Source organism: Lysobacter sp. ESA13C (genome assembly GCF_019970005.1).
In the GTDB taxonomy this organism is placed as follows: domain Bacteria; phylum Pseudomonadota; class Gammaproteobacteria; order Xanthomonadales; family Xanthomonadaceae; genus Lysobacter; species Lysobacter antibioticus_B.
The window spans coordinates 41,890-67,490 of record NZ_JAHXYK010000014.1; the positions used below are offsets into that span (position 1 = coordinate 41,890).

Below are 25,601 nucleotides of genomic sequence, written 5' to 3' on the forward strand. Positions count from 1 at the left end.
CACGCGCGCCGATCCGAAGCTTTGCCATACCACCGCTGCAGGACCGTGTTTTCAGGGGAGCGTCATGAACGAGACACAGGGCTACGCCGTATTTTTCTTCCCGCAGGCGCTGGAAGCGCTCGGCGAAGCCATCCGTCCCTACCTGCTCGACGGTCCGGTCGGGCCGCACGTGCTGTGTCGCGAGATCGACACCGGCGGCGCGTTCATCGAAATGACCCTCGAGGGCCGCGCTTCCGATGGCCGCGACCTGTCGCTGGAGCTGATGGTGCCGGGCAACATGGTGCGCATGATCGTTTCCGCGCACGGCGAGGGCGCCTTCGGTTTCGGCCCGCGCGTGGTGCGCACCGCGCCGGCCGCGAGCGTGGCGGCTGCGCCCACGCCGGCCGCGCCCGTGCCGGTCGTCGTACCCGAGCCCACGCCCGCAGTGCCCGATACGCCCGCGCCGGTGACGGCGAAGGACAAGCCGGACTAATCGGGCGAACACCGCGTGCGGATGCCGGCGCAGCGATCCAGGGTTCCAACAACGATCGGGTGCCCGAGCATGGCGCCGACAGGAGGTCAGCCATGAGCAAGTCGGACACGATCACTTTGTATCGCCCGGTGGGCCCCGAGGAACTCGCGCTGCTGCGCCAGAGCGGATTCAAGCGCTGGCCGCCGCGGTTGCCGGAGCAGCCGATCTTCTACCCGGTCAGCAACGAGCGCTACGCGGCCGAGATCGCCGAACGCTGGAACGTCCAGGACAGCGGCTACGGCGCGGTGACCCGCTTCCAGGTGCGTGCTGATTTCATGGCGCGCTATCCGCTGCAGAAGGTCGGCGGCGAACACCACACCGAATGGTGGGTGCCGGCCGAGGAGTTGGAACAACTCAACGATCACATCGTCGGGACGATCGAGGTGATCCGGGAGTTTTACGCCACGGCTTGAGTCGCTGAAGTCGGCCGTCTAGGTAGCGACCATCTATCTGGTCGCTGCCATGCACCCGCAGCCCGTCATCCCCGCGCAGGCGGGGATCCACCGGATTTTCGTGCGAGAAGCGCATCTATTCACTCCCGCCTTCGCGGGGATGACGGGGCGTTATCGCTTCAATCGCGCAGCTGGATGATGTGCGTGGTCGAATCCTGGTAACGGATACGACCGATCCTGTAGGGCTGCGTGGGAGTGATCGATGCCGCTTCGAGCGGCGGCTCCACGTCCCATTCGGCTCTATCGAATTCGTATGGAAAGGGCACGCCGTTAGGATTGGCCGAGTGCAGGTACACCGCATTGCTGCCGGTGTCCTCGCATAGCGTGGCCCAGCATTGCACAGGGAAGGACCTGCTGCGTGCGAACGCGTTCAAGTCGAGCAACAGCCGATAGGTCAATTCGGCTACCCGCATCCGGTCCGGGAGCGAACGGTTGCCGCGGCCTCGCCAATCGATATGGGTATGCCAGAAATCGAAAAAATCGTTGTCTGTGATCCAATCGAAGGACCGGCGGCGACGCTCGACGCGCGCCCAATAAGCCTCCATGCGCTTGAGATAGCGACGGTCCATCGATTCGTTCTTCATCGCCAAGCTCAATCCGCCAGATCCACCCACACCAGATGGTGGTCGCTGGCTTCGGAAATCCTGGCGTCGGCGGTGCCCGGCTTCGGCCAGAACACGCCGGTGCCGCGTACGTTCCAGCCGCGCGAGGGCAGTGCGTAGTCCAGGCGCAGGGTGCCGGCCTTGGGGCCGAAGTCGCCGGTATGTTCGGCGGTGTCGCCCTTGCGCGGGAAGCCGTAGAACTTCGCCCGTTCGGCCGCGCCTTCGCTGCGCGGTACCCGGCTCGCATCGACGCGCGGATGATCGAGCAATTGCTTGATCGAGCCCGGCACGCCGTCGCCGTCGACCGGGTCGGCGTTCATGTCGCCGACGATGACGAAGCGCGCATCCTTGGCGAGGCCGCCGCAACGGCCCTGGTCGTCGCACAGCCAGGCCGGCGTGCCGCCGTCGAGGTAACGCGCCCACAGTTTGATTTCGTCGTGGTTGCGCGCGCCGTTGCGGTCCTCGGGGCCGTCGAACACCGGCGGTGTCGGGTGCGCAGCGAGCAGGTGCAGCACGCCGAGCGGGGTGCGCACCGGCACGTCCCAGTGCGACTTCGACGACAGCCGCATCTGCGGCCACGCGGTCGCCGAATACCAGGGCTTGCCGGTGCCGGGATGACGCGGCTGGCGCGCGCCGGGCAGGTCGCTCCATTTGAAGGTCTGGAAGCTGCGCGCCGCGGCGGCGTCGATCGGATAGCGCGACAGCACCAGCATGCCGTATTGGCCCGGGTGCAGGCCGTAGCCCCAGGCGTCGTTGCCGCGCGCGCGGTCGGCGCGCTGGGCGTCGCCGGCCAGGCCGTCGCCGTCGAGGTCCAGGCCGCTCGGCACGCCGGTGTTGACCGGGGCCAGATAGCGATAGGGATAACGTAAGGCCGCGCCGCCGCCGTCCTGCGCCACTTCCAGGTAGTCGCGCTGGAACAACTCGGCTGCGCGCTGTTGCGCGTCGTAGTCGAATTCGTTGAGCAGCACCACGTCCGGACGCACCCGTTGCAGCACCGCGGCGATCTTGCGTGCGTTGCCGTCGCCGGCTTCGAGGCGGCGGATCAGGCCGCCGTCGGCGTCGTCGTAGAGCGAGGTGTTGTAGGTCGCCACGCGCAAGGGCGCGGGGGCCGACGCGTCTGCCTGGTCGCGGACCCAGGCCTTGGGATCGCCGTGTACGTTCACCTGGGTGCAGGCCGTCATGAGCAGCGCGGCTAGGGCGGCGCCAGCGTGGAAGGGAAGTCGGGAGGCAGGGAATCGAAGCATGCGCGCATGATGGCATGGCCCCCGCCGCGGCATCGTTACAGGCTCGGGCGGAATCGCCGAGCATCGCGGTCGCCCTGTGCGCATCGGATGCACCGACCCGGAGCGCAAACAACGACGCCCCGGCGAACCGGGGCGTCGTGTCGAAACGAAGAGCGTGTCGCGAAGTAGTACGAAGTATTACAGGGTGCAACCGAACGCGGCGTACTGAGCCTTGCTCTGGTCCAGCGCGGTCTTGCACGCGGTGGCCAGGCTGGCCTTGCCTTCCGGCGTGCCGGCGGCCTGCTTCCAGGCGCTGCGGCTCGAATCGATGCCGGTCTGGAACGCGGCGCGCTGGGCTTCCGGCACCTTCTCGGTCAAGCAGGCCGAGATCTTGTTGAGGTAATCGTCGCACTCGGGCACGCCGACGCTGTCGACGGCGGCAGCGGCCGGAGCCGCCGGCGCAGCGGCCGGGTCGGTCGCCGCCGGAGCGGCGGTATCGGCCGGCGCGGTGGCGGCCGGAGCGTCGGCGGCCGGAGCAGCGTCGGCGGGCTTGTCGGCCGGCTTGTTGCAGGCGGCCAGCGCGAGGGTGATCGCGGCAGCCAGGAACAGGGTGTTCAATTTCATTGCGGACTCCATGTGGCGGTGAGTTGAATGGGTGGCGGCTCCATTGCCATGCCTGAGCGGCGCCGTTCCCGCACGTCGTTGGTTACGACCGGGCTACGAGATACACGACCTGAACGAGACGAGTGTTACAAATGTGTAAAAACCCGCCAATCGCGACCATCGAAAGCTTCGAGCGGGCGGAAACGGCGCTTGTAATCCATCTTCGGATGCCCGGCGATCCAATAACCGAGATAGAGATGGCTGCGGCGTTCGCGGCGGGCCCATTCGATCTGGCGCAGGATCGCCAGGGTGCCGAGGCTGCGGTCGGCCAGGTCGGGGTCGTAGAAGGTGTAGACGGCCGACAAGGCGTTGTCGACCACGTCGGTGACCGCGACGGCGAGCAGGCGGCCATGGCCGCGCGGCGCGGGCTCGCGTAACTCCAGGAAGCGGTTTTCGCTCCAACTGCCGATCAGGAACTGGTCGAACTCGATCGCGCCATGGCCGTCCATGCCGCCGCCGGCGTGGCGCGAGGCGAGGTAGCGCTTGTAGAGATCGAGCTGCTCCTCGTTGCGTTCGGCCGGATGCACGCGCATCTCGACCTGCGCATTGCGGGCCAGGCAGCGGCGCTGGCTGCGGTCGGGCACGAACTGCTCGACCGGGATGCGCACCGCGACGCAGGCCCGGCAGCCGCTGCAATGAGGCCGGTAGACGATGTCGCCGGAGCGGCGGAAGCCCCAGCCCAGCGCATGCGGATACCACTCGCGCAGGCGCGGATCGCGCGGGTCCAGGACCAGGTCGCGGGCGACGCGCTCGGGCCAATAGCCGCAAGCGTGCTCGCCGGTGTGGAACAGGCGGAGGTCGTCGCTGTCCGGCTGCGGTTGCGTGCCCATGGGGCCAGCATAGCGCCGCATCCGTGCCCTGCGCATGGGGTCCGGTCGCTGTCTTGCCACTGAACCGGAACCGGGCCGTGTCAACCGCCCCGGGCCGGGGGCGTTGATCCGGTCATCGGCGCCACGGTGGCGCCTGCCGCAGGAGTCAACGCATGAACCGTTCCCCCCTTTATGCCGCCTTGTTCGTCGCGGTCGCGTTGGCCGGTACGGCCATGGCCTCGCCCCCGGACGGCACGGCGACGCCGCGCGCGCACCTCAAGATCGACGCCAATCAGGACGGTGCGATCAGCCGTGAGGAAGCCGCCAAGCACCCGCGTCTGGCCGAAAAATTCGACAGTCTCGACAAGAACCGCGACGGCAAGCTCGACGCCGGCGAGCGCCCGCAGCATCGCGGCGGCCGCGAGCACGGTGGCCGTCATGGCGGCCACGGCGGTGTCGCCGGGCTCGACAGCGACGGCGACGGCCGCATCAGCGCCGCCGAAGCGGCGAAGTCGCCGCGCATCGGCGAGTCGTTCGCCAAGATCGACCGCAACCGCGACGGTTATCTGGTGCGCAGCGAATTGCGCGCTTACCACGAAAGCGAGCGCCCGAAGCGCGAAGCCGAGCGCGCCAAGCGCTTCGACGAGCACTTCGCCGCCGCCGACCTCAACCGCGACGGCAAGCTCAGCAAGCTCGAAGTCGAAGAGAAGATGCCGCGGCTGGCACGCAACTTCGCCTTCCTCGACGAGGACCGCGACGGTTTCCTGAGCAAGGCCGATCTCAAGCCGATGCCGCATCGCTGAGCGTGGCCCGATCCGGCTCGCGCTGGACGAATCGCAAAAGGGCGCACTTCGGTGCGCCCTTTCCGTTTCGGCATGGCAATGCCGCTCAGCCGAAGCGGCCGCCGAGATACAGAGCGAGCACGACCGAAGTCGCTGCCAATAGGGTGCTCCACACGATTGCCGGTGTTCCCAATACCCAACGATACGTCGTGCTCCGACGTGGATCGGAGCCGGTCTCGCGCTGGATGCGCTCGAAGCTCGGTGCCAGTGCCCGCGGCATCGTGATCAGGAGTTGCCACAGCGATATCGCGAGAAACAGCACGGTCACCGTAATCGGCAGCACCCAGCCCCGGTCGAATTCGATCGAGGCGACGAAGGCGATGGCGAACGCGGCGCCGGTGGCCGAAGTCAGGCGTACGAAGCGGGCGATTTCGCGTCGCTCGTCGGCAGTGGCGGCGAACGAAAGCAGATAGCGGGCGATCAGGATCGTCGCCACCGTGCCGCCGACGAAGCCGCCGATCAGCGAACCCAGCGAGTGACTGGCCCAAGACGTAAGCGAGGCTGAAATCGATGCGGCATCGAGCGGTGCGCCGGTCACCGCCTCGGACACTGGCGAGAACACCCGTTCGACCATGAACACCAATACGCTGCCGACCACGCCGCCGGAGGCGCTGGCGGTGCCCAGGCCGCCGGCGCCGAACTTGCCGGCCAGGCTCGAACCGATCGAGCCGGCGGCGACCACCGCGGTGGTGGTGCCGGTCGGCGCGATCACGCCGAGCGCGCTGGCGACCATGGTGGTGAAACCGACCGACGGCGCGCTGGCGCGGGCGAACACGGCGAAGCGGTCGAGCAGCTCGCTGCGCACGGTGCTGCGCGCCCGCGACAGGCGCTTGCGCACGGCGGCGTCGCTGAGGCCCAGCAGGGCTGCGACCTGCTGCGAGCTCTGGCCTTCGCGGTAATACAGCAACAGCACTTCGCGGCTTTCGTCGGGCAAGGCCGAGATCAGTTCGGCGGCGACTTCGGTGCGCTCGGCTTCGATCAGGCGTTCGACCGTGCTGGGCTCGGGGTCGGCCGCGGCGGCGATCGCCGCCTCGACGTCGTCGACGGCGCGCGGCTGGCGCTGGCGCGAGCGCAGATGGTCGTTGGCGAGGTTGCGGGTGATCTGCCGCAACCACGGCAGGAAGCTGGACGGGTTCTGCAACCTGCGGATGTTCTGCCAGGCGCTGAGGAAGGCCTCCTGGGCGATGTCCTCGCTGGCGTGCACGTCGCGCACCATGGCCAGAGCGATCGAGGTGACCGAGTTCTGGCAGGCCGAGACGATGCGCGAATAGGCGGCGCGGTCGCCGCCGGCCGCGGCCGGCAGGTCGTGGTCGATGATCGAGGACAGGACTTCGGCGTTCATGCGGCGCTCCGGCGCTCGAGCGAGCGCGGCAGGGCCCCGGAAGACACCCGAGGGCGTGCGGCGGACGATGGGGCGGACATCGGGCGGGGCGTCGGGCGCGGCATCATCGGGGTTCTCCGGGCAGCGGCATCGCGCGATGCCTGTCCACCATGACGCCGTGCCGGCGGAAATGTGACCGCAGCGGCCGAGATCGTCCACGCGCCGTGCGCTTGGCCCGACGTCGGGCCGCGGTTCGGTGCCGGGCGGGGCGGCCGGAGCCGCCTCAGCCCATCGCGCGGACGGTCTTGAGCACCTTCACCACGGTCCACTTGCCGGCGACCCGCTTGACCTCCAGGGTCTTGTAAACCGCCGCCAGGCGGTGGTGATAAGCGGTGTACTCGATGGTGCCGCCGTCGACGCTGTTGGGCCGGAAGGCGTGGACCTGGATCAACTCGGCAGGCTTACCGTCGCGGGCGCGGCTGCCCTGGTCCTCGTCGGCGATCTCCACGCACTGGCTCATCGGCAGCAGGCGCAGGCCTGGGCGGGCGAGGGCGGTCAGCAGTTTGCGCGGGGCGTCGCGGCGGTCGACGCGCAGGCATTGGGTCGGCTGGTCGGCCTCGGCCAGTTGCTGGGCGAACACCGCGGCGGCGAGCGCGTCGGGCACCGCGGCGACGCTGCCGTCGAACTTGTGTTTCTGTAGCGCGACTTCGGCCGCGTCCACCGGCGGCGCGGCGGCCGGGCGGTTGCGCAGGTTATGGATCATCGCCAGGCCGAGCACGATGGCGATACACAGCAGCAGGCCGACCTTGATGCGGAAGGCGCGTTTCTGCCCGGGCGTGCGGGTCTGGTCGATGCGCGACTCGAAACGGAACGGCGCGTGGCTGGGCTCCTCGGCGCGGGTGCTGTCGATCAGCCCGGCTTCGCGCAGCAGGTCGCGCGCGCGCAGCTGATCGCTGGAGCGCACCACCCACACCGCGGGACGCTCGGCGCCCGGTTCGCTGTACTTGAAACTGGAGCGGCGATTGCCCTTGTAGGAACGGTCGTTGGTGACGCGCACTTCGATGCCCGCGTCGCGCAACAACTGCGCCACGCCTTCGACGTTTTCCAGACGCGGACTGCTGAAAACCTGTCTCATGTCAGTCCTTCGCCGGTACGTTGGGGGCTGCGGCGGCGTCGTTGTTCCGATCCGCTGCCACGCGCGCATCCTTGTTTTGATCCGCTACGACGCGTACATCCTTGTTCTGATCCGCTACGACGCGCGCATCCTTGTTCTGATCCGCTACCACGCGGATCAGGCCCTCCTGCGCGCTGCTCGCGACCAGGCGGCCGTGGCGATCGAAGATCTGGCCGCGCGCCAGGCCGCGCGCGCCCTGCGCGCTGGGGCTGTCGATCGAATACAGCAGCCAGTCGTCGGCGCGGAACGGGCGGTGGAACCACAGCGCGTGATCGAGCGAGGCCATCTGCACGTTCGGCTGGTAATAGCTGATGCCGTGCGGAAAGGTCGCGGTGCCCAGCAGATGGAAATCCGAGGCGTAGGCGAGCAGGGCGCGATGCAGCTCCGGCGCGTCGCCGACCGGTTCGCTTAGGCGGAACCAGACTTGCTGATACGGCGGGCGCTTGGGCGGGTTGAGCTCGTCGCGCGGATAGACGTGGCGGAACTCGAACGGCCCTTGCCGCGACAGCCAACGCTGGACCTTGGTCGGCAAGGTCGCCATGACCTCGGCCGGCACCGCCGGTGCCGGGTCTATGTCTTCGGGCTTGGGCACTTCCGGCATCGACAGCTGATGCTCGCCGCCTTCCTGCGCTTCCTGAAACGAAGCGGCGAGGAAAAAGATCGGCTGGCCGTGCTGGATCGCGGTGACGCGGCGCACCGAGAAACTGCCGCCGTCGCGGGTGCGGTCGGCCTGGTAGACGAGCGGCGCTTCGATGTCGCCGGCCTTGAGGAAATAGGCGTGCAGCGAATGCGCATCGCGGGCGCTGTCGAGGGTGGCCTGCGCGGCCGACAGCGCCTGGCCGAGCACCTGCCCGCCGAACACGTACTTGGTGCCGATGTCGCGGCTCTGGCCGCGGAACAGATTGTCTTCCAGCCGTTCCAGCGACAGCAGTTCGATCAGTTCGGAAACGGGGGAACTCATGCGGCCGGGCCTGCGAAAAACGAGGCCGGCAGTATAGCGGAGGGCCGGCGCAGGCTCGGGCAGGCGCTAAAACGAAGGGCCCGCTGCCGGGCCCTTCGGGGTCATCTAGCCTTTGAGCAGGCCGACGGCGGCGCGCTCGGGCGGGCGTCGGAGAGATAGACCCCGAAGCCGGACACGCCTGCGATCAAGTTGCCCGAGCCGGACAGGAAGGCCACGCGCAGTCCGTCGGCGCTGATCGCGGTGAACGTGCCGTCCTCCGGCGCGCCGGTGATTCGGTGCGGCGACAGGAGCTTGGTGGCGCCGTTGCCGAGTTCGCGGCGGTAGATGCCGCCCCAGACGCTCGGGCCCGGCGCTGGCGAGCTATAAGCGAGGTAGCGGCCGTCGTCGCTGAGCGCCGGCCAGCGGCTGCTGTGCGGTGCGGGCGCGTTATTCGGGTTACGGGTGATCATGCTCAGCGTCAGGTTGTGCGTATCGCGCACGAACACTTGCTGGGTCAGGAGGGGCGCAGTATTGCCGGTCAGGTTGGGCGCGGCGCTGCGGAAGGCGACGAAGCGGCCATCGCCGCTGAGCGAGAAATAATCGTCGCCGACGCCCATGTCGGCGACCGCGCCGCTGTTGCTGCGGTCGATCAGCTGATTGGTCCCGGCGCGGAGATCGCGCAGATAGACGTGCGAAGTACCTGCTGGAACTTCCGGGTCGGCGACCATGTCGGCCGCGCTGCTGCGGAACACGACGTGGCGGCCGTCGGCGCTGATCCTCGGATACTGGGCGATGACCGGATTGCGATTGCGGTCGCGGCTGACCAGGACCATCTGGTCGAGCTGGATGTCGTAGACGTAGACATTGGTTATCGAGGCGGCGTGAGGCACCAGGTTCCTGGCATTGGACTCGAACGCGAGGTAGCGGCCGTCGGCGCTGAAGGAGGGATAGCCGCTGGTTCCGCCGGTGCCGTTGGCGCGCGGCTTGGTGACCCAGCGGACCCTGGCCGGATGGCCGACCGCGACTTGGCGGTCGACCAGATACAAGTCGGAGACATTGTGGGCAATGTCGCCGCTGTCGTTCGCCTGGTCGAGGTTGTCCGCCTCGGAGATGAAAGCGGCATAACGGCCGTCGCCGCTGAGCGCCGAACGGCCGTTGGAGCCGCCGGATGCGCCGTTGGGCGGTTGACCGTCCCAGGTGGTGCTGACCAGTTCGGTGCGCCGGCAGGCGATGTCGTAGACGAATACGTCGTGGCCGAAGAAACCGTCGCCACCCGGCGCCACGAAGCCGGAGGCACCGGAACTGAAGATCGCCCAGTTGCCGTCGGCGCTGAGCTGCGGGTGGTCGGCACCGAGCGCGTTGTTGGGCTGCTGGTAAGCGTGGCTGAGCAGTTTCAGCTCGGCTTGGGCGAACGCCGGTGCGACGGGCAGGGCGAAGGCGACCGCGGTCGCCACAGCGAGCATGGTTGAACGTGACATGCAGAGGTTTCCTTGATCCTTGGAGGTGAGCGCGTCGCCGCCGGGCCGGACGAGCCGGCAGGGAGCCGCGCGGGCCGTGCCGAGCAGCGGGTCCCGTCGGCACATGACAGTAGAGCAAGAACGCGTCGCTACGGTTGCGATTGGCGGCTCGTTCCTCTGCCGGATCTATGTGGGCCGGCGCTGCGGCTCAGGGGCTCAAGGCAGCCGTTGCAGCCCACAGGCGTCGAGCACTCGCGGCCACGGGAAACGCGGGCCGGGGTCGAGTTTGCGGCGCACCTGGCGCGTCGGGTCGTCGCTGGCCTCGACCTCGGTCGTGTCCAGGTCTTCGTGTCCGGCGATCAGGCGCAGCGAGGGCAGTTGCGCGCGCAGTGCCGCCAGCAAAGCCTGCAAGGCCTCGATCTGCTGCGGCGTATAGGCCTCGTCCATGGCCTGGCGGCGCGAATCCAGCCAGTTCGGATAACGCCCGGTGTTGACCAGCTCGATGCCGATCGAGCGTTCGTTGTAACCGCGGGTGTGGTGGGCGATGCGCTCCGGCGCAACGTAGCGCGAGACGGCGCCGTCGCGGTCGATGTAGTAGTGGCCGCTGTTGCCGGTGCCGGATTGCGGGTAGAGCACGCGTTCGCCGTACTCGCGCGCGGTCGCCAGGTCCGGCAGCTCGGTGCAGTGGATCACCACCAGATCGATCGTCGCGGGGTCGCGCGCCTGCAACCGCGCTTCGTAAGGCAGGGGGGCGAGGACGAGGTTCAGGGGCGGCATGAGGGCGGATGCTACCATTCGCCCTCACACGGAGCCCCCATGACCCTGCCGCCCGCCGACTCCGCGCTAGGAAAACTCATGGCCACGCTGCCGCGTCCGGGCCGCGTGGAATGGATCGGGATCCGCCCTGCGCGGGGCACCGCGATGCAGGCGCTCGACGAAGTCCTGGCCCAGGCCGGCGCCGGTCTGGCCGGCGATCGCTACAAGGGCAGCAGCGGCGAGCGCGGCATCACCCTGATCCAGGCCGAGCACCTGCCGGTGATCGCGGCCCTGGCCGGGCTGGACGCGGTCGAACCGGCGCGCTTGCGCCGCAACATCGTGGTTTCCGGGTTGCCGTTGATCGCCCTCAAGGGGCGGCGCTTCCGCATCGGCGAGGTTTTGCTCGAAGGCACCGAGTCCTGCGATCCGTGCTCGATGATGGAAGCCGCGCTCGGTCCCGGCGGTTTCAATGCGATGCGCGGCCACGGCGGCCTGTGCGCGCGCATTCTCGAAGGCGGCACGATCCGGCGCGGCGATGCGTTGATCGCGCTGGCCGATAGCGAAACGCCGGTCTCCGCCGTCGACGGCGACGCGGTTTGATTCTCACCACGATCTGAGCGCATGGCGACTTCCGGACACTGCATCCTTTCCCATGGCTTCGAAAGCGGCCCCGACGCGACCAAGGTCACCGCCCTGGCCGAGGTCGCGGCGCGTTACGGCTGGACCCACGAACGCCCGGACTACACCGACCTCGACGCCAATCGTGAGGTCAGCGAACTCGGCGACGTGCCGGCGCGCATGCAGCGCCTGCTCGCCCTGACCCGCGCCGCGGCCGCGCGCGGCCCGGTGCTGTTGGCCGGCTCCAGCCTCGGCGCCTACATCTCCGGATGGGTGTCGATGCAGGTGAAGCCGGCCGGCCTGTTTCTGATGGCGCCGCCGATCCGCATGGGCCACGCCGAACCGATGCAGGCCGCCGATGTACCGATCAGCATCATCCACGGCTGGGACGACGAATTGATCCCCGCCGCCGACGTCGTCGCCTGGGCCCAGCCGCGCCGTGCGCGCCTGCTGCTGGTCGACGACAGCCACCGGCTTTCGGCGCACGTCGAAGGCAGTGCGGAAGCCTTCGCGCGTCTGCTCGAACGAATCTGAGTAAGCACCACCATGAGTAAGTTTTACGCAAGCTGCGGCAAGGGCCTGGAATACCTGCTCGCCGACGAATTGATCGCGCTGGGCTGCCAGCGCGCGACCGCCGCGACCGCCGGCGTCAACGTCGAAGGCGAGTTGGCCGATGCGCAGCGCGCGGTGCTGTGGTCGCGCCTGGCCAGCCGGGTGCTGTGGCCGATCGCCGAATTCGACTGCCCCGACGAGCATGCCTTGTACGCCGGCGTGGCCGCATTGCCGTGGCCGGAGCACATGGAGAGCGTGCACACGCTCGCGGTCGATGCGCACGTCTCCGGCGAAGCCATCACCCATGCGCGTTACGCCGCGCAGCGGATCAAGGACGCGGTGGTCGACGTGATGCGTGCGCAAACCGGCGCGCGCCCCGACGTCGACACCGACGCCCCCGACCTGCGCCTGAATTTCGTCCTGCGCAAGGGGCGCGGCATCCTCTCGATCGATCTCGGCGGCGGCTCCCTGCATCGGCGCGGTTGGCGCCAGAAGCAGGGCGAGGCGCCGCTCAAGGAAAACCTCGCTGCAGCGGTGTTGCTGCGCGGCGGCTGGCCGAAGGTCTACGCCCAGGGCGGCAGCCTGTTCGACCCGATGTGCGGCAGCGGCACCTTGCTGATCGAAGGCGCGCTCATGGCCGCCGACGTCGCGCCGGGCCTGCTGCGCCATGGCGCCTTGCCGCCGACCCGCTGGCGCGGTTTCGACTTCGCCGGCTGGCGCGCGCTGTGCGACGACGCGCGCACGCGCGAAGCCGCCGGCCGCGCCGCCCTGCGTCCGGCCTTCGCCGGCAGCGACGTCGACCCGCATGCGATCCGCTCGGCGCGCGACAACGAGGTCATGGCCGAACTCGCCGGCGTGATCGCATGGAACGTGGCCGCGGTCGAATCCCTGCAGTCGTTGTCCTTGGCGCAAGCGCCTGCGCAGCCTGCCGAGCGTCATCCCCGCGAAGGCGGGGATCCGGGGCTGCATCGCGATGAGACTTTGGGTATCGAGAAAAGCGGGGCCGGGCAGGAGCGTGGCTTCGATGAAACCGCTGCGGCGGTTGCGTACTCTGCCACCCCAGTTGGACTGGTCGTCTGCAACCCGCCTTACGACGCGCGCCTGGCCGCCGACCCCGCGCTGTACCGCGCACTCGGCGAGGCGCTCAAGCGCCTGGTGCCGAGCTGGCGCGCGAGCCTGTTGTGCGGCGACGCCGCGCTGGCCCAGGCCACCGGTCTGCGTGCGGGCAAGAAGTACCAGATCTTCAACGGCGCGATCGAATGCGCGCTGATCGTCTGCGACCCGATCGCCCGCGTCGGCCATGCCGAACAGCGCGCCAAGGCCGAGGACGCCGCGCCGCAGCCTTTGTCGGAAGGCGCGCAGATGGTCGCCAACCGGCTGCGCAAGAACCTGCGCAAGCTCAAGTCCTGGCGCGAGCGCGAGGGGATCACCTGTTTCCGTGCCTACGACGCCGACCTGCCCGAGTACTCGGCGGCGATCGACGTCTACGCCAGCGACGAAGCCGAGCCGCGCACCTATCTGCACATCCAGGAATACGCCGCGCCGGCGGATATTCCCGAGGCCGACCAGCGTCGCCGCCGCAACGAGTTGTTCGCCGCCGCGCGCGAAGTGTTCGCGGTGCCGCGCGAACGCGTGGCGCTGAAGACCCGCAGCCGCGGCAAGGGCGGCAGCAAGTACGGTCAACTCGACCAGCGCGGCGAAGTGCTGGTCGTGCGCGAGGGCGCCGCGCGCCTGCGCGTGAACCCGTTCGATTATCTCGACACCGGCTTGTTCCTCGATCACCGTCCGATGCGCCTGCGCATCGCGGCCGAGGCGCGCGGCCGCCGTTTCCTCAATCTGTTCGGCTACACCGGCGCGGCGACCGTGCAGGCCGCGGTCGGCGGCGCCAACGAAACCACCACGGTCGACCTGTCGGCGACTTATCTGCAGTGGTGCGCCGACAACCTGCGCGAGAACGGCATGGGCGGGGCCCAGCACCGCCTGGTGCAGGCCGATGCGCTGGCCTGGCTGGAAGCCGACCGCAGCCGCTTCGACCTGATCTTCTGCGACCCGCCGACGTTCTCCAATTCCGCGCGCGCCGATGACTTCGACATCCAGCGTGAACACGTGCGCCTGCTGCGCGCCGCCGTCGCGCGCCTGGCCGATAACGGCGTGCTGTATTTTTCCAACAACTTCCGCCGCTTCCGCCTCGACACCGAGGCCGTCGCCCAGTTCGCGCAGTGCGAAGAAATCAGCGCCGAGACCATTCCGGCCGATTTCGCCCGCGATGCGCGCATCCATCGGTGCTGGCGAGTGGAACCGCGTTGATGCGGTTGTCGGTGGTCCTGATCGCAACAGGCGGACGCTCCGCTGTGGAGTTCCAGCCATGAAGCCGCATCGCAAAGTAGGTACCTGGACGTTTTTCCGCCAGTGGCTCAAGAACCCGCTGCGCGTGGCCGCGGTGGCGCCGTCCAGCGCCGAACTGGCCGCGGCGATGATCGCCGAGCTGCCCGACGACGTCACCCGCGTGATCGAGCTCGGCGGCGGCACCGGCGCGATCACCCGCGCCTTGCTCGAGGCCGGCATTCGCGACGAAGACCTGCTGGTGCTGGAACTCAACGAAGAGTTGCACGCGCATCTGCATCTGCGCTTCCCGCGTGTGCCGGTGCTGCTGGGCGATGCGCGCGAGCTGCCGCAGCTCGCGCGCGGGCACGGTTACCTCGAACAGGGGCCGGCCGATGCGATCGTGTCGGGGCTCGGCCTGTTGACGATGCCGCACCCGCTGCAGCGCGACATTCTCAAGGCGGCGTTCGCCTGTCTCAAGGACGACGGCGTGTTCGTGCAGTTCACCTACGGCCCGGCCGCGCCGGTGGCCGATGCGGTCGCCCGCGCGCTGTCCCTGCAGGTGCGCCGCGGCGACTTCGTGCTGCGCAACGTGCCGCCGGCGACGGTGTTCGTGTACTCGCGTATCCGGGGCTGAGCGGCAGATCCGGGGTAGGAGAGGCGAGAACTGCGACCGTGCCGCCACGACTTCGCGGCGTTTTCTGGCCGTAGCCCCTGTAGGAGCGGCGTAAGCCGCGACCGCGTTGCTTACTGTTGCGGCGTTTGATGCCGCAGAGCGGTGAAGCAACATCAAGATCTAAAGCTTCCGTCCGCTGACGCGGCCGGGTTACTTTCTTTTGCTAAGCCCAAAAGTCCGTCTGGATTCCCTTCGGTCAAAGGTAACCAAAGAAAAGGGCTCTCCTTGCAAGGGCACAAGCCACGAGTGCGATGTTGTCGCCGGGATTTTTCGATAGGACATCCTTGTCCTATCGAAAAACGGCGCACGTCCTGTGCGCCGCCCTCCGGGTCTTCAGGTGTTCTCGCGAGTTCGGCATCGCGCCAAGCTCATACGGCAACGGCAACGGCAACGGCAACGGCAACGGCAACGGTTGCCATGCTCTTAGGGTAGGAGCGGCGCAAGCCGCGACCGCGCAACCACGATTGCCCGCGCTGGCAGCCGTAGATTCGCGGTCGCGGCTTGTGCCGCTCCTACCCCTTGAACCGTCATAGATGCAGGGCTGCTGTTGCTGTGCGCAGCCGAGCACTCGCAAAGGCACGAGAAGACCCGGAGGGCGGCGCGCAGGGATGCGCGCCGTTTTTCATCGGGACAAGGATGTCCCGTATGAAAAATCCCCGCGTATGCACCGAACGCACGGGCCCGTGATTCAAAGAAAAGCAACTTCTTTGGTTACCTTTGACCGAAGGGAATCCAGACGGACTTTTGTTGCTTTAGACAAAAGAAAGTTACCCGCCGCTTTAGTGGCGGAAGCTTTTGGCGTTTGATTTAGATATTGATCTTGCTTGAGCGATACGCCGCGAGGCCGAAACAGCGCCGTCGCGGCTCGCGCCGCTCCTACCCCGGCGAAAGCATGCCGCTTCGATCGATGACGACGGCGATGCCATCGCTGCGCATCCCGCGGTCGCGGCTTGTAACCGAAGGACACCCAGTAGGACGCCGCTTCTATCCTGGGCCTGCACCCAATATCGTTCTAAATTTGTAACTGATGTTTGCAGTTTAGTCTGTATTGTTCCATGTTTGCGGTGTCATCCTAGCGCCCATCGCCAATACGGCGCCCCGTCAGGAGATACCCATGGCCACCGCCACCCACACCGCTTACGCCCGCGTCGGCCGCAAATTGCGCGGCCAGGCGACTTCCGACGGCGCCGGCGTCCGCCTGACCCGGGTCATCGGCGGCCCGCAGCTGCCCGACCTGGATCCCTTCCTGCTGCTCGACGAATTCGGCACCGACCGTCCCGAGGATTACCTCGCCGGTTTCCCGGAGCATCCGCACCGCGGTTTCGAAACCGTCACCTACATGCTCGACGGGCGCATGCGCCACCGCGACAACCACGGCAACGAAGGCGTGCTCGTGCCCGGCAGCGTGCAGTGGATGACGGCTGGCCGCGGCTTGGTGCATTCGGAAATGCCGGAGCAGGAGGCCGGGCGCATGCGCGGGTTCCAACTGTGGGTGAACCTGCCGGCGCGCGAGAAGATGACCGAGCCCAAGTATCAGGAGTTCGCGCCGGATCGCATCGTGCAACTGCGTCCGGCCGACGGCGTCGAAGTGAAGCTGATTGCCGGCCGCGTCGGCGGGGTCAGCGGCCCGATCGCGCAACCCGCGACCGATCCGGTGTATCTCGACATCGCCCTCGACGCCGATGCGCAGTGGGAGTACGAATTGCCCGAAGGCCACAACGCCTTCGTCTATGTCTACGAAGGCGGCATCGCCGTCGGCGACGGCGAGGATGCGCGCGAGATCGATGCGCAGGACTTGGCCGTGCTGTCCGGCGGCCACTTGCTCAAGTTGCGCGATGGCGGCCGCGGCAGCCGTCTGATCGTCGTCGCCGGGCGCCCGCTGCGCGAGCCGGTCGCGCGTTACGGCCCGTTCGTGATGAACACCAAGCAGGAAGTGATGCAGGCTTTCGTCGATTTCCAGGAAGGCAAGTTCTGACGAAGCATGGCCGTCGTTACGCACCGAAGGGCCACGCGCGAGCGTGGCCTTTCGTTTTCGCGCTGCCGGACAGGCGTCGGGTGTCGTCGAAATACGCCGCAACGGCGCGATGTATCAGAATCGATCTGGCCGCAGTGCGGCGGCATGCGCGTTATCTGTCAACGGAACGCATCATCGCTGCAAGCCCGCGGCGACGGGCGAAGACACGTGCGTCGCTGCGCAAAGCCGCGGCGCACGTCCGACAAGGAGCTCAGTCATGGCCACCAGAATCGATCCCAAGCAATTCACCATCGTCGCTACCTTCGTATCCGCCGGTGTCGCCGCCGGTGCGGGAGGCTTCGTCATCGTCGGCGGCAAGCTCAAGAAAGTGCCGCCGCGCGGCATCAAGCAGTTGCAGGCGGCGTATCAGATGCTCGAAGCCGCCGAAGGCGCCGGCAATGCCCGCCTGGCCGCGCAACTGCAGCAGCTCGCGATCGATGTCGCCGAGCAGGCGGTGAATCAGAAAGTCGCACGCTGATCGCAGCGACGGACGATTGCCTCGAAAAGAAAAAGCCGCGTCTTTCGACGCGGCTTTTCGTTACTGCATGAGCGGGCGGCTCAGTCCTTGCCGAGCCAGCGGTACACCGCGCCGCCGAGCAGGCCGCCGACGATCGGCGCCACCCAGAACAGCCACAGCTGGCTGATCGCGGCGCTGCCGGCGAACAGGGCCACGCCGGTCGAACGCGCCGGGTTCACCGAAGTGTTGGTGACCGGGATGCTGATCAGGTGGATCAGGGTCAGGCCCAGGCCGATCGCGATTGGGGCGAAGCCGGCCGGTGCGTTCTTGTGGGTGGCGCCGAGGATGATGATCAGGAACATCGCGGTCATGATCACTTCGGTCAGCAGGGCGGCGTGCATCGAGTAGCCGCCCGGCGACATCAGGTCGAAGCCGTTGCTGGCGAAGGTGCCGGCCGCGTTCGGGTCGTGGACGAAGCTGGGGCTGCCGCTGGCGATCTGCCACAGGATGAAACCGGCGAGCAGGCCGCCGAGCACCTGCGCGACGATGTAGGGGATCAGATCCTTGGCTGCGAAACGGCCGCCGGCCCACAGGCCGAAGCTCACCGCCGGATTGAAGTGGCCGCCGGAAATATGGCCGAGGGCGTAGGCGCCGGTCAGCACGGTCAGGCCGAAGGCCAGCGAGACGCCTAGCAGGCCGATGCCGAGCGGGTTGCCGTCGCCGCCGAAATTCGCTGCGAGCACGGCGCTGCCGCAACCGCCGAGCACCAGCCAGAACGTACCGATGAACTCCGCACCGAGTCGCTTGATCATGATCGTCTTCCTTTTGAGTTATGGGCTTGCATACGGCCCAGGGTCGGACGAACGCCCTGTTCAGCCAGGGAACGATACGCCACGACCCCATTCAGCCAGGCCGATTCTCATGCTGGCTGACAACTCAAAAATGCGCAACTCGTCACAAAACGGTCGCGGGGCCAGCAAACCGCGACCGCAGTCAAATCGGCTCGGAAAACAGACCCCGCGACGTGCTATTTAGTGCTGCTCAGTCGCGTCGAGGGAAATCGCAGGCCCTCGGTCTGGCCGATGACCTCCCGCAGTTGCTCGGGCGACGTCGCCTGCATCCAGATATGCGCATGCTTGCCGTTGCCGATATCGAGCAAGGTTTCGCGCACCTGGATGTTGGGCTTGCCGGCGAGTTCGCCGCGGTACCAATGCATGGCCTTGCCGTCGATCGTGCTGGCTTCGGCGCGATCGCTGCGCTTGGGCTCGAACGGCGACTTGGAGGCTATGTAGAGGCCGAAGGCTTCCGACTGGTCGGCACGCAGTGCGCGACAGAAGTCGGAATCGGCGCCGGCACGGTGTTCCCAGTGCAGGCCCGAATCGGCCGGTAGAAACGGACAGGCGCCTGAAGCGGCGGGTTCTTGCGCAGACGCACACACGACGAACACCAACGCCAGCCACGGCAATGCGTGCTGGCTCTTTACCCTTGACTTCACGATCGTCCCCCTGGAACCCGATTAGGTCAAAACGGTGCTGGAGCCTTTCAGCCCTGTGACCATAGTCCACTTCGGAGGCGTTGACAAACGTTACGTCATCGTTCAGGTAGAGGAATAAATTCGTGCTCGCCGGCGATCTCGCCGAATCGTCCCTCGGCCCAATCCAGCTTGGCCTGTTCGATCCGCTCACGCGAACTTGAGACGAAGTTCCACCACAGGTGGCGCGGCCCATCCAGCGGTTCGCCGCCCAGCAGCATGGCCTTGAGCGGGGTCTTGGCGCGCAGGCGCGGGCGGGTGCCGGGGTCGAGCACGACCAGGTGCCGCGCCGGCAGGTCGGCGCCGTCGAGCTGGGCCTCGCCTTCGAGCAGGTAGAGCGCGCGCTCGGCGTGGCTGTCCTCGAGGTCGAGCTCGGCGCCGGGGTCGAGGTCGATGGCGACGTAGAGGGTGTCGGCGAACACCCGCACCGGCGACTCCTCGCCGAAGCCGCGCCCGGCGACGATGCGCAGCCAGGCGCCGTCGCGGCGCTGCTGCGGCAGGGTCGCGGCCGGATGGTGGTGGAAGGCCGGCGCGGTCTCCTCGAACGAGCGCGGCAGCGCCACCCAGGTCTGCATGCCGTGCAGCGGGTGGCCGCTGGCGCGCGGCGCCTGTGGGGTGCGTTCGGAATGGGCGATGCCGCGGCCGGCGGTCATCCAGTTGACGTCGCCCGGGTTGATGTCCTGGACGCTGCCCAGGGTGTCGCGATGGCCGATCGAGCCGGCCCAGAGAAAAGTCACCGTGGCCAGGCCGATATGCGGGTGCGGGCGCACGTCGATGCCCTGGCCGGGCTCGAACACGGCCGGGCCGATGTGGTCGACGAACACGAAGGGGCCGACCGACCGCGCCTGGATGCTCGGCACGGCGCGGCGGACTTCGAACCCGCCCAGGTCGTGGACGCGCGGGGCGACGATCGTGGTCATGGCACGGACTCCTGCAGGGGTATGCCGGCAGGTTCGCATGTCTTTTATGCAATCAGGCGCACGGCACTGAAACTCGGTGTTGCACGAAAGAGGCTGGGAATCGCGCTCGCCTCAGCGCGCCTTGCGGTTATTCGGCGTCGACCTTGAGCGTCGCATTCGGCGGTTCGGCGAAATCCAGGCCCTGCACCTCGATGCGCCAGCCGCCGGCGCTTTTGCGCGCATCGCTGACGGTGTTGAAGCTGAGCGCCGACTTCGCGCCGTCGGCGCCGGTCCACTCGAACTCCAGCACGGCATCGCCGGCCCAGACGCATTGCACCTTCGGCGGGCAACGCGAGTCGGCGCTGATCGCGACGAAGCGCAACTGCGAACGGTCGGGCAGGCTGGCCGACTCGCCGCGCGCCAGGCTGAAGGCCTGGCCAGGCGTTGCGGTCTTCGATGCAGGGGCGTTCTGGCCGGCATGGGCGCAGGCGGTCAGGGCGAGTACGCCGCTCAACAGCGCGGCGGCGAGCGGGGCGGCGGGGAGCGAGGGACGCATCGGCGACTCCGTTGAATCACAGGGCGGTCCGGCGGAACCGCGGTCGAGCCAGTCTAGGCCGCCGCGGGCGGGCGCCCAAGCGAGCGGCGTCACCGATCCCGGGTTTGCTCGAAGCTCGCCCGTCCCTGCGCGTCGATGCGCACGACCATGCGGCGGTCGAATTCGGTTTCCGGCATCGGCGCGACGTCGCAGGCGCACAAGGCGGCGGCGATCGCGGGTGCGGTGTTGCTGTGGCCGACCACCAGCACCGTGCCGTCGCGATGATCGCGGCGCAGGGTCGCGGCGAACTCGGCCGCGGCCTGTTTGGCGTCGTATCGCGTCATCGTGAGCCCGTGCGCGCGCGCGGTCGGTTCGCCGGTCTGTCGGGTGCGGCGGTACTCGGTGGCATAGACCGCGCGCATCGGCGCTTGAGCCAATGAAGCGGCGAGGCGTTCGGCGCGCGCCTGTCCGGCTTCGTTGAGCGAGGGGTCGCGCGGATCGTCGGTACTCTTCTCGGCGTGACGCACGATCACATAGGTGAGCGGCGCTTCGGCTTCGGTCGGACGGGTGGCGCAGCCGCCGAGCGCGAGGTTCAGGGCGAGGGCGGCGGTGCAGGTGATCGGGCGCATGGCGTGTCCTCGCTGGGATTCAATCGCGGAGCAGGTCGGCGCCGGCCTGGGCGATCGCGCCGTCCTGCGCCGCTTGCGCGCCGGATACGCCGATGCCGCCGATGACCTGTTCGCCGAGCAGCAAGCGTACGCCGCCTTCGATCGGAGTGATGCCGGGCAGGCCGAGCACGACCATGTTGCCGTTGCCGAGCAGTTTCTGATGGAACGCGGTGTCGCGGCGATAGTTGGCCGCGTGCACGGCCTTGCCGATGGCGACTTCGACGCTGGAGTTCGGGCTGCCGTCCATGCGCTGGAAATGCAGCAGGCGGCCGGCCTCGTCGACGATCGCGATGGCGACGTTGAGGCCGTCGGCGCGCGCCTTGTCCTCGGCCGCCGCGGCGATTCGCTTGGCCGCGGCTAGGTTGAGCACGCTGCGCTGCGTCAGTTGCGTCTTCAGCGGCGGTGCCGCAGCGGCTGGAGTGGCGAGGACGAGCAGAAGCGGGGCGAGCAGAAGCGGGAGGCGGGGCATGGGATGCTCGGGCCTGGAGGGTAGGCGGAGCGTAAGAGGCGCGCGGGTGTTGCGGGAGTGTCTTTTGTACTGGCGCGGGTTGGGCGCTGGAGGTGTTCTCGCTGTGTTTGCTTGGAAGAGCTAAGGCCAAAGCAAATCCCCTCTGGCCCCCTCTGCAAAGGGGGAACTCGACGGGTAAGGATGCAGTGCTGCGGCGTTTCGGGTGCTATCGGCAAGCTTCGCTGCTCGGCAGGCGCCTTGGCGCTTCGACAGGCCAACGAAGGAAGCGGCTCTTCCAGAAACACGAGAAGCAGTTCCCCCCTTTGCAAAGGGGGGCTAGGGGGGATTTGCTTTAGCCTGCGGCTCTCCCAAAAACCGGCGGAGAGCCATCTTCCAGGCGGAGCCCACGCCCGCTCAGTGCTTCTTGTCGAGCAGCATCAACAAACCCTTCGCCGCCGCCAGGCGCGCCGGCGCGTCCGGCAGGTCCAACTTGAGCCTGAGTTTGTCCGGGCCGTCCATCTGGTATAGCTTCGGTTGCCCCTGGATCAGTTTGATCACCGACATCGGGTCGACGTTCGGGCGCTCGACGAATTGCAGGCGGCCGCCCTTTTCGCCGAGGTCGAGTTTGCGGATGCCGAGGTCGGTCGCGACCAGCTTGAGTTCGGCGACCGCGAACAAATGCTTGGCCGCATCCGGCAGCAGGCCGAAGCGGTCGATCATCTCGACCTGCAACTCGCGCAGTTCCTCGTCGCTGCGTGCGCCGCTGACGCGCTTGTACAGGGTCAGGCGGGTGTGCACGTCGGGCAGGTAGTCGTCCGGAATCAGGGCCGGTATATGCAGTTCGACTTCAGCGCCGCGCGCATCGGTCGAGTCGACGTCGGGCAGCTTGCCCTGGCGGATCGAACGCACCGCGCGTTCGAGCAGCTCGGTGTAGAGGCTGAAACCGACCTCGGCCATCTGCCCGCTCTGGTCCTCGCCGAGCAATTCGCCGGCGCCGCGGATTTCCAGGTCGTGGGTGGCCAGGGTGAAGCCGGCGCCGAGTTCGTCCATCGAGGCGATCGCTTCCAAACGCTTTTGCGCATCCGGGGTGATCGAGCGCTTGTCCGGAATCACCAGATACGCGTAGGCGCGGTGGTGAGAACGGCCGACCCGGCCGCGCAACTGGTGCAACTGCGCCAGGCCGAACTTGTCGGCGCGGTTCATGATGATGGTGTTGGCGTTCGGGATGTCGATGCCCGACTCGATGATGGTCGTGCACAGCAGGACATTGAAGCGCTGCTTGTGGAAGTCGAGCATCACGCTTTCGAGTTCGCGCTCGGCCATCTGGCCGTGGGCGACGCCGATGCGCGCCTCCGGCACCAGTTCTTCCAGCTGGCGCTTCATGCGGCCGATGCTCTCGACGTCGTTGTGCAGGAAATACACCTGGCCGCCGCGCGCGAGTTCGCGCTGGAACGCCTCGCGCAGCTGCATGTCGTCCCAGGGCACGACGAAGGTCTGCACCGCCAGGCGATGCGCCGGCGGGGTCGCGATGATGCTCAGGTCGCGCAGCCCGGCCATGGCCATGTTGAGGGTGCGCGGAATCGGCGTAGCGGTCAGGGTGAGCAAATGCACGTTGGCGCGCAGCGCCTTCAGCGCCTCCTTCTGGCGTACGCCGAAACGCTGCTCTTCGTCGACGATGACCACGCCGAGGTCCTTGAAGCGCACGTCGGGCTGCAGCAGGCGATGGGTGCCGACCACGACGTCGATCTTGCCCTCGCTGACTTTCTCCAGTTCGGCCTTGATCTCCTTGGTGCTCTTGAAGCGCGACAACACTTCGACCTTCAACGGCCAATCGGCGAAGCGGTCGCGCATGGTGCGGTAGTGCTGCTCGGCGAGCAGGGTGGTCGGCACCAGCACCGCGACCTGCTTGCCGGCGGTCGCGGCGACGAAGGCCGCGCGCACCGCGACTTCGGTTTTGCCGAAGCCGACGTCGCCGCAGACCACGCGGTCCATCGGCTGGCTGCTGCTGAGGTCGCGGATCACCGCCTCGATCGCCGAATGCTGGTCCGGGGTTTCCTCGAACGGGAAGCCGGCCGCGAACGGCTCGTACATCGAGCGGTCGACATCGAGCGCCAGGCCGGCGCGGGCCTGGCGCTTGGCCTGGATCTCGAGCAATTCGGCGGCGACGTCGCGGACTTTCTCGGCGGCCTTGCGCTTGGCCTTGGTCCATTGCTCGCCGCCGAGCGAGTGCAGCGGCGCGGTTTCGACCGAGGCGCCGGAGTAGCGGCTGATCAGGTGCAGTTGCGCGACCGGCACGTACAGCCGGTCGCCCTTGGCGTATTCGATTTCGAGGTATTCGCCGGGCTGGCCGCCGGCTTCGAGCACGATCAGGCCACGGTAACGGCCGACGCCGTGGTCCTCGTGCACGATCGGCGCGCCTTCGGACAACTCGCCGAGGTCGCGGATGATCGCTTCGGGTTCGCGGCCGACGCGCTTGCGCCGGCGCGGCTGCGCGGCGCGTTCGGGAAACAGCTGGCGTTCGGTGAGGACCGCCAGCGGCGGTTCGACCACGGCGAAACCGTCGTCGAACGGCGCCACCGCGATGGCGAAGCGGCTCGGCGAGGCGCCGTTGGCGAACGCGTTCCAGTCGGCGACCACGTCCGGCTTCAAGCCCGCGGCCTGCAACACTTCGAGCAGGGCCTCGCGGCGGCCGGCGGTGTCGGAGGCGATCAGCACGCGGCCGGGATAGCTGGCCAGGAACGACTTCAGCGCTTCGGCGGGAGCGGCGTCGCGCGCCGCGACCGGCAGGGTCGGCGCCGGCTGTTCGCCGAGCGCGAGCGCCTTGGCGCGTTGCGGATGCTGTTCGCCGCACAACTCGATGCGCGGGCCTTCATTGAGCTTTTCGCGCAGGCCGACCGGGGTCAGGTAGAGCGTGTCGGGCGGCAGCAGCGGGCGTTCGAGATCGTGCCGGCGCTGCTCGTAGCGTTCGCCGGTCTGGGCCCAGAACGCGTCGGCGGCGTCGAGCGCGCCGTCGGCGATCACCGGCAGCACGCGTTCGTCGAGGTAGTCGAACAGGGTCGCGGTCTGCTCGAAGAACAACGGCAGGTAGTACTCGATGCCCGAGGGCGCGATGCCCGACTTGAGATCCTGGTACAGCGCGCTGCGCCGGGTGTCGAGGTCGAAACGTTCGCGCAGCGCATCGAGCGCGCGCTTGAGCGAGGCATCGTCGAGCGGCACTTCGCGGCCCGGCAACAGCCGCACCGCATCGATCTTGTCGAGCGAGCGTTGCGACTCGGGATCGAAAGCGCGGATGGTCTCGATCTCGTCGTCGAGCAACTCGACCCGGAACGGCGAGTCGGCGCCCATCGGATAGACGTCGAGCAGGCCGCCGCGCACGGCGAAATCGCCCGGGTCCAATACTTGCGGCACGTGCCGGTAACCGGCCGATTCGAGCCGGCGCTTTTCCGCGTCCAGGTCGAGGCGTTGGCCGACCGCGACGTCGAAGCTGCCGCCGACCACGTGGCGCAGCGGTGCGAGCCGTTGCAACAGCGTCTGCACCGGCACCACGACGATGCCGCGCTTGAGCGTCGGCAGGCGATGCAAGGCCGCCAGACGCTGCGAGACGATGTCCGGGTGCGGACTGAACAGATCGTAGGGCAGGGTTTCCCAGTCCGGGAACGGCAGTACCGGCATGGCGCCGTCGCCGGCGCCGTCGCGGCCGAGCAGGGTGCGCAGATCGGATTCGAGCTGGTGCGCGCCGTGGTTATCGCGCGCGATCGCGAGCAGGGGGCCGTCGTGTTCGGCGGCGGCGCGGGCGATCGCCCAGGCCAGGGCGGAAGGCGAGGCCGGCGCACGCCACCAGGCGCGCTGCTGGCCGATCTTGGGCAGCAGGGACACGGGAGAGGGAGATGATTTCATGGAGTCGGCTAGTTTAGTGGATCGGCCGCGGCTGCCGGGCGCGCAGTTGCGCGCTTTGCGCCGGCGATCTGTGCGAGCTTGTTTTTCTGCGCGATCGGTGTCGCTGCGCGGGGTTTACGTCGGCCGAGTGGATGACGAGCGAGACGATGCGATCAGCCGCAGGCGCGGCTGCGGTTGCCGCTATCGAGGGCTGTGCCGTTTCCGGCCGTTGGCTCAGCCTGGTATGCGATCAGG

General features: G+C 68.0%; 24 protein-coding genes and 1 pseudogene. 9 read left to right on the forward strand and 16 right to left on the reverse strand.

Annotated elements, in window-relative coordinates:
• Positions 1 to 64: 64 nt before the first annotated feature.
• Both LC490_RS21980 and LC490_RS21985 read left to right on the forward strand, forming a co-directional pair.
• Complete coding sequence (locus tag LC490_RS21980) at positions 65 to 472, forward strand: hypothetical protein (protein WP_223621629.1); 408 nt, start codon at positions 65 to 67, stop codon at positions 470 to 472.
• 92 nt (positions 473 to 564) lie between these two features.
• Positions 565 to 924, forward strand: coding sequence for an ADP-ribosylation/crystallin J1 (locus LC490_RS21985; protein ID WP_223621630.1), 360 nt, complete (start codon positions 565 to 567; stop codon positions 922 to 924).
• Between the two features lie 158 nt (positions 925 to 1,082).
• On the opposite strand, the gene LC490_RS21990 is transcribed toward LC490_RS21985, so the two are convergent.
• The 4 genes from LC490_RS21990 to LC490_RS22005 all read right to left on the reverse strand — a co-directional run bounded on the left by LC490_RS21990 (position 1,083) and on the right by LC490_RS22005 (position 4,281).
• Complete coding sequence (locus LC490_RS21990) at positions 1,083 to 1,547, reverse strand: hypothetical protein (protein WP_223621631.1); 465 nt, start codon at positions 1,545 to 1,547, stop codon at positions 1,083 to 1,085.
• A gap of 8 nt (positions 1,548 to 1,555) precedes the next feature.
• On the reverse strand, positions 1,556 to 2,746 hold the full coding sequence (locus LC490_RS21995; protein WP_223621632.1) for an endonuclease/exonuclease/phosphatase family protein: 1,191 nt from the start codon (positions 2,744 to 2,746) through the stop codon (positions 1,556 to 1,558).
• Between the two features lie 240 nt (positions 2,747 to 2,986).
• Entirely contained in the window at positions 2,987 to 3,412 is a 426-nt protein-coding gene (locus tag LC490_RS22000; protein ID WP_223621633.1) for a hypothetical protein, read from the reverse strand.
• Positions 3,413 to 3,537: 125 nt separating this feature from the next.
• Entirely contained in the window at positions 3,538 to 4,281 is a 744-nt protein-coding gene (locus tag LC490_RS22005; protein ID WP_031373517.1) for an arginyltransferase, read from the reverse strand.
• A 152-nt stretch (positions 4,282 to 4,433) separates the two neighbouring features.
• On the opposite strand from LC490_RS22005, the gene LC490_RS22010 reads away from it, so the two are divergent.
• The gene (locus LC490_RS22010; protein ID WP_223621634.1) at positions 4,434 to 5,063 is read left to right on the forward strand and encodes an EF-hand domain-containing protein; all 630 of its coding nucleotides are present in this window, start codon (positions 4,434 to 4,436) and stop codon (positions 5,061 to 5,063) included.
• Positions 5,064 to 5,148: 85 nt separating this feature from the next.
• Here LC490_RS22010 and LC490_RS22015 read toward each other — a convergent pair whose 3' ends face one another.
• The 5 genes and pseudogenes from LC490_RS22015 to LC490_RS22035 all read right to left on the reverse strand — a co-directional run bounded on the left by LC490_RS22015 (position 5,149) and on the right by LC490_RS22035 (position 10,771).
• Complete coding sequence (locus tag LC490_RS22015; RefSeq protein WP_223621635.1) at positions 5,149 to 6,444, reverse strand: sigma-70 family RNA polymerase sigma factor; 1,296 nt, start codon at positions 6,442 to 6,444, stop codon at positions 5,149 to 5,151.
• A 262-nt stretch (positions 6,445 to 6,706) separates the two neighbouring features.
• The gene (locus LC490_RS22020) at positions 6,707 to 7,558 is read right to left on the reverse strand and encodes a hypothetical protein (RefSeq protein ID WP_051885292.1); all 852 of its coding nucleotides are present in this window, start codon (positions 7,556 to 7,558) and stop codon (positions 6,707 to 6,709) included.
• A 136-nt stretch (positions 7,559 to 7,694) separates the two neighbouring features.
• Positions 7,695 to 8,558 (reverse strand): annotated as a pseudogene (locus tag LC490_RS22025) (acyl-CoA thioesterase II); the annotation flags it as partial.
• Positions 8,559 to 8,659: 101 nt separating this feature from the next.
• Positions 8,660 to 10,015: a hypothetical protein gene (locus tag LC490_RS22030; RefSeq protein ID WP_223621636.1), complete on the reverse strand. Its 1,356-nt coding sequence runs from the start codon at positions 10,013 to 10,015 to the stop codon at positions 8,660 to 8,662.
• Positions 10,016 to 10,210: 195 nt separating this feature from the next.
• Positions 10,211 to 10,771, reverse strand: a complete 561-nt coding sequence (locus tag LC490_RS22035) for an N-acetylmuramoyl-L-alanine amidase (RefSeq protein WP_031373511.1) — start codon at positions 10,769 to 10,771, stop codon at positions 10,211 to 10,213.
• A gap of 39 nt (positions 10,772 to 10,810) precedes the next feature.
• On the opposite strand from LC490_RS22035, the gene LC490_RS22040 reads away from it, so the two are divergent.
• The 6 genes from LC490_RS22040 (at position 10,811) to LC490_RS22065 (ending at position 17,410) form a co-directional block, all read left to right on the forward strand.
• A complete protein-coding gene (locus LC490_RS22040) occupies positions 10,811 to 11,350 on the forward strand; it encodes an MOSC domain-containing protein (protein WP_051885291.1) in 540 nt (179 codons plus the stop codon).
• 21 nt (positions 11,351 to 11,371) lie between these two features.
• Positions 11,372 to 11,902 (forward strand): alpha/beta hydrolase, encoded by a 531-nt coding sequence (locus tag LC490_RS22045; protein ID WP_031373509.1) that lies wholly within the window; start codon positions 11,372 to 11,374, stop codon positions 11,900 to 11,902.
• Positions 11,903 to 11,914: 12 nt separating this feature from the next.
• The gene (gene rlmKL, locus LC490_RS22050) at positions 11,915 to 14,227 is read left to right on the forward strand and encodes a bifunctional 23S rRNA (guanine(2069)-N(7))-methyltransferase RlmK/23S rRNA (guanine(2445)-N(2))-methyltransferase RlmL (protein WP_223621637.1); all 2,313 of its coding nucleotides are present in this window, start codon (positions 11,915 to 11,917) and stop codon (positions 14,225 to 14,227) included.
• Positions 14,228 to 14,285: 58 nt separating this feature from the next.
• Positions 14,286 to 14,879 (forward strand): methyltransferase domain-containing protein, encoded by a 594-nt coding sequence (locus tag LC490_RS22055; RefSeq protein ID WP_223621638.1) that lies wholly within the window; start codon positions 14,286 to 14,288, stop codon positions 14,877 to 14,879.
• A 1,153-nt stretch (positions 14,880 to 16,032) separates the two neighbouring features.
• Entirely contained in the window at positions 16,033 to 16,893 is an 861-nt protein-coding gene (locus LC490_RS22060; protein ID WP_223621639.1) for a pirin family protein, read from the forward strand.
• A gap of 256 nt (positions 16,894 to 17,149) precedes the next feature.
• Positions 17,150 to 17,410, forward strand: a complete 261-nt coding sequence (locus LC490_RS22065; protein ID WP_031373305.1) for a hypothetical protein — start codon at positions 17,150 to 17,152, stop codon at positions 17,408 to 17,410.
• An 80-nt stretch (positions 17,411 to 17,490) separates the two neighbouring features.
• Here LC490_RS22065 and aqpZ read toward each other — a convergent pair whose 3' ends face one another.
• The 7 genes from aqpZ to mfd form a co-directional block, all read right to left on the reverse strand.
• Positions 17,491 to 18,201, reverse strand: a complete 711-nt coding sequence (aqpZ, locus tag LC490_RS22070; RefSeq protein ID WP_031373306.1) for an aquaporin Z — start codon at positions 18,199 to 18,201, stop codon at positions 17,491 to 17,493.
• A gap of 215 nt (positions 18,202 to 18,416) precedes the next feature.
• On the reverse strand, positions 18,417 to 18,884 hold the full coding sequence (locus LC490_RS22075) for a hypothetical protein (protein WP_152566337.1): 468 nt from the start codon (positions 18,882 to 18,884) through the stop codon (positions 18,417 to 18,419).
• Positions 18,885 to 18,979: 95 nt separating this feature from the next.
• Positions 18,980 to 19,840, reverse strand: a complete 861-nt coding sequence (locus LC490_RS22080; protein WP_223621640.1) for a pirin family protein — start codon at positions 19,838 to 19,840, stop codon at positions 18,980 to 18,982.
• Between the two features lie 127 nt (positions 19,841 to 19,967).
• On the reverse strand, positions 19,968 to 20,375 hold the full coding sequence (locus tag LC490_RS22085) for a hypothetical protein (protein WP_223621641.1): 408 nt from the start codon (positions 20,373 to 20,375) through the stop codon (positions 19,968 to 19,970).
• A gap of 89 nt (positions 20,376 to 20,464) precedes the next feature.
• Positions 20,465 to 20,983, reverse strand: coding sequence for a phosphoglycerate mutase family protein (locus LC490_RS22090; protein WP_223621642.1), 519 nt, complete (start codon positions 20,981 to 20,983; stop codon positions 20,465 to 20,467).
• A 19-nt stretch (positions 20,984 to 21,002) separates the two neighbouring features.
• A complete protein-coding gene (locus tag LC490_RS22095) occupies positions 21,003 to 21,491 on the reverse strand; it encodes a heme-binding protein (RefSeq protein WP_223621643.1) in 489 nt (162 codons plus the stop codon).
• 393 nt (positions 21,492 to 21,884) lie between these two features.
• Positions 21,885 to 25,367: a transcription-repair coupling factor gene (mfd, locus tag LC490_RS22100; RefSeq protein WP_223621644.1), complete on the reverse strand. Its 3,483-nt coding sequence runs from the start codon at positions 25,365 to 25,367 to the stop codon at positions 21,885 to 21,887.
• Between the last annotated feature and the right edge of the window lie 234 nt (positions 25,368 to 25,601).

Bases quoted from the DNA above. Each gene is read 5' to 3' on its own strand.
- LC490_RS21995 (WP_223621632.1), bottom strand. From the start codon at position 2,746: ATGACGGCCTGCACCCAGGTGAACGTACACGGCGATCCCAAGGCCTGG.
- LC490_RS22010 (WP_223621634.1), top strand. From the start codon at position 4,434: ATGAACCGTTCCCCCCTTTATGCCGCCTTGTTCGTCGCGGTCGCGTTG.
- LC490_RS22095 (WP_223621643.1), bottom strand. From the start codon at position 21,491: ATGCCCCGCCTCCCGCTTCTGCTCGCCCCGCTTCTGCTCGTCCTCGCC.
- mfd (WP_223621644.1), bottom strand. From the start codon at position 25,367: ATGAAATCATCTCCCTCTCCCGTGTCCCTGCTGCCCAAGATCGGCCAG.
- LC490_RS22055 (WP_223621638.1), top strand. From the start codon at position 14,286: ATGAAGCCGCATCGCAAAGTAGGTACCTGGACGTTTTTCCGCCAGTGG.
- LC490_RS22035 (WP_031373511.1), bottom strand. From the start codon at position 10,771: ATGCCGCCCCTGAACCTCGTCCTCGCCCCCCTGCCTTACGAAGCGCGG.
- rlmKL (WP_223621637.1), top strand. From the start codon at position 11,915: ATGAGTAAGTTTTACGCAAGCTGCGGCAAGGGCCTGGAATACCTGCTC.
- LC490_RS22045 (WP_031373509.1), top strand. From the start codon at position 11,372: ATGGCGACTTCCGGACACTGCATCCTTTCCCATGGCTTCGAAAGCGGC.
- LC490_RS22015 (WP_223621635.1), bottom strand. From the start codon at position 6,444: ATGAACGCCGAAGTCCTGTCCTCGATCATCGACCACGACCTGCCGGCC.
- LC490_RS22080 (WP_223621640.1), bottom strand. From the start codon at position 19,840: ATGACCACGATCGTCGCCCCGCGCGTCCACGACCTGGGCGGGTTCGAA.
- LC490_RS22090 (WP_223621642.1), bottom strand. From the start codon at position 20,983: ATGCGCCCGATCACCTGCACCGCCGCCCTCGCCCTGAACCTCGCGCTC.
- LC490_RS22060 (WP_223621639.1), top strand. From the start codon at position 16,033: ATGGCCACCGCCACCCACACCGCTTACGCCCGCGTCGGCCGCAAATTG.
- LC490_RS22065 (WP_031373305.1), top strand. From the start codon at position 17,150: ATGGCCACCAGAATCGATCCCAAGCAATTCACCATCGTCGCTACCTTC.
- LC490_RS21990 (WP_223621631.1), bottom strand. From the start codon at position 1,547: ATGAAGAACGAATCGATGGACCGTCGCTATCTCAAGCGCATGGAGGCT.
- aqpZ (WP_031373306.1), bottom strand. From the start codon at position 18,201: ATGATCAAGCGACTCGGTGCGGAGTTCATCGGTACGTTCTGGCTGGTG.
- LC490_RS22000 (WP_223621633.1), bottom strand. From the start codon at position 3,412: ATGAAATTGAACACCCTGTTCCTGGCTGCCGCGATCACCCTCGCGCTG.
- LC490_RS21980 (WP_223621629.1), top strand. From the start codon at position 65: ATGAACGAGACACAGGGCTACGCCGTATTTTTCTTCCCGCAGGCGCTG.
- LC490_RS22030 (WP_223621636.1), bottom strand. From the start codon at position 10,015: ATGTCACGTTCAACCATGCTCGCTGTGGCGACCGCGGTCGCCTTCGCC.
- LC490_RS22085 (WP_223621641.1), bottom strand. From the start codon at position 20,375: ATGCGTCCCTCGCTCCCCGCCGCCCCGCTCGCCGCCGCGCTGTTGAGC.
- LC490_RS21985 (WP_223621630.1), top strand. From the start codon at position 565: ATGAGCAAGTCGGACACGATCACTTTGTATCGCCCGGTGGGCCCCGAG.
- LC490_RS22020 (WP_051885292.1), bottom strand. From the start codon at position 7,558: ATGAGACAGGTTTTCAGCAGTCCGCGTCTGGAAAACGTCGAAGGCGTG.
- LC490_RS22040 (WP_051885291.1), top strand. From the start codon at position 10,811: ATGACCCTGCCGCCCGCCGACTCCGCGCTAGGAAAACTCATGGCCACG.
- LC490_RS22005 (WP_031373517.1), bottom strand. From the start codon at position 4,281: ATGGGCACGCAACCGCAGCCGGACAGCGACGACCTCCGCCTGTTCCAC.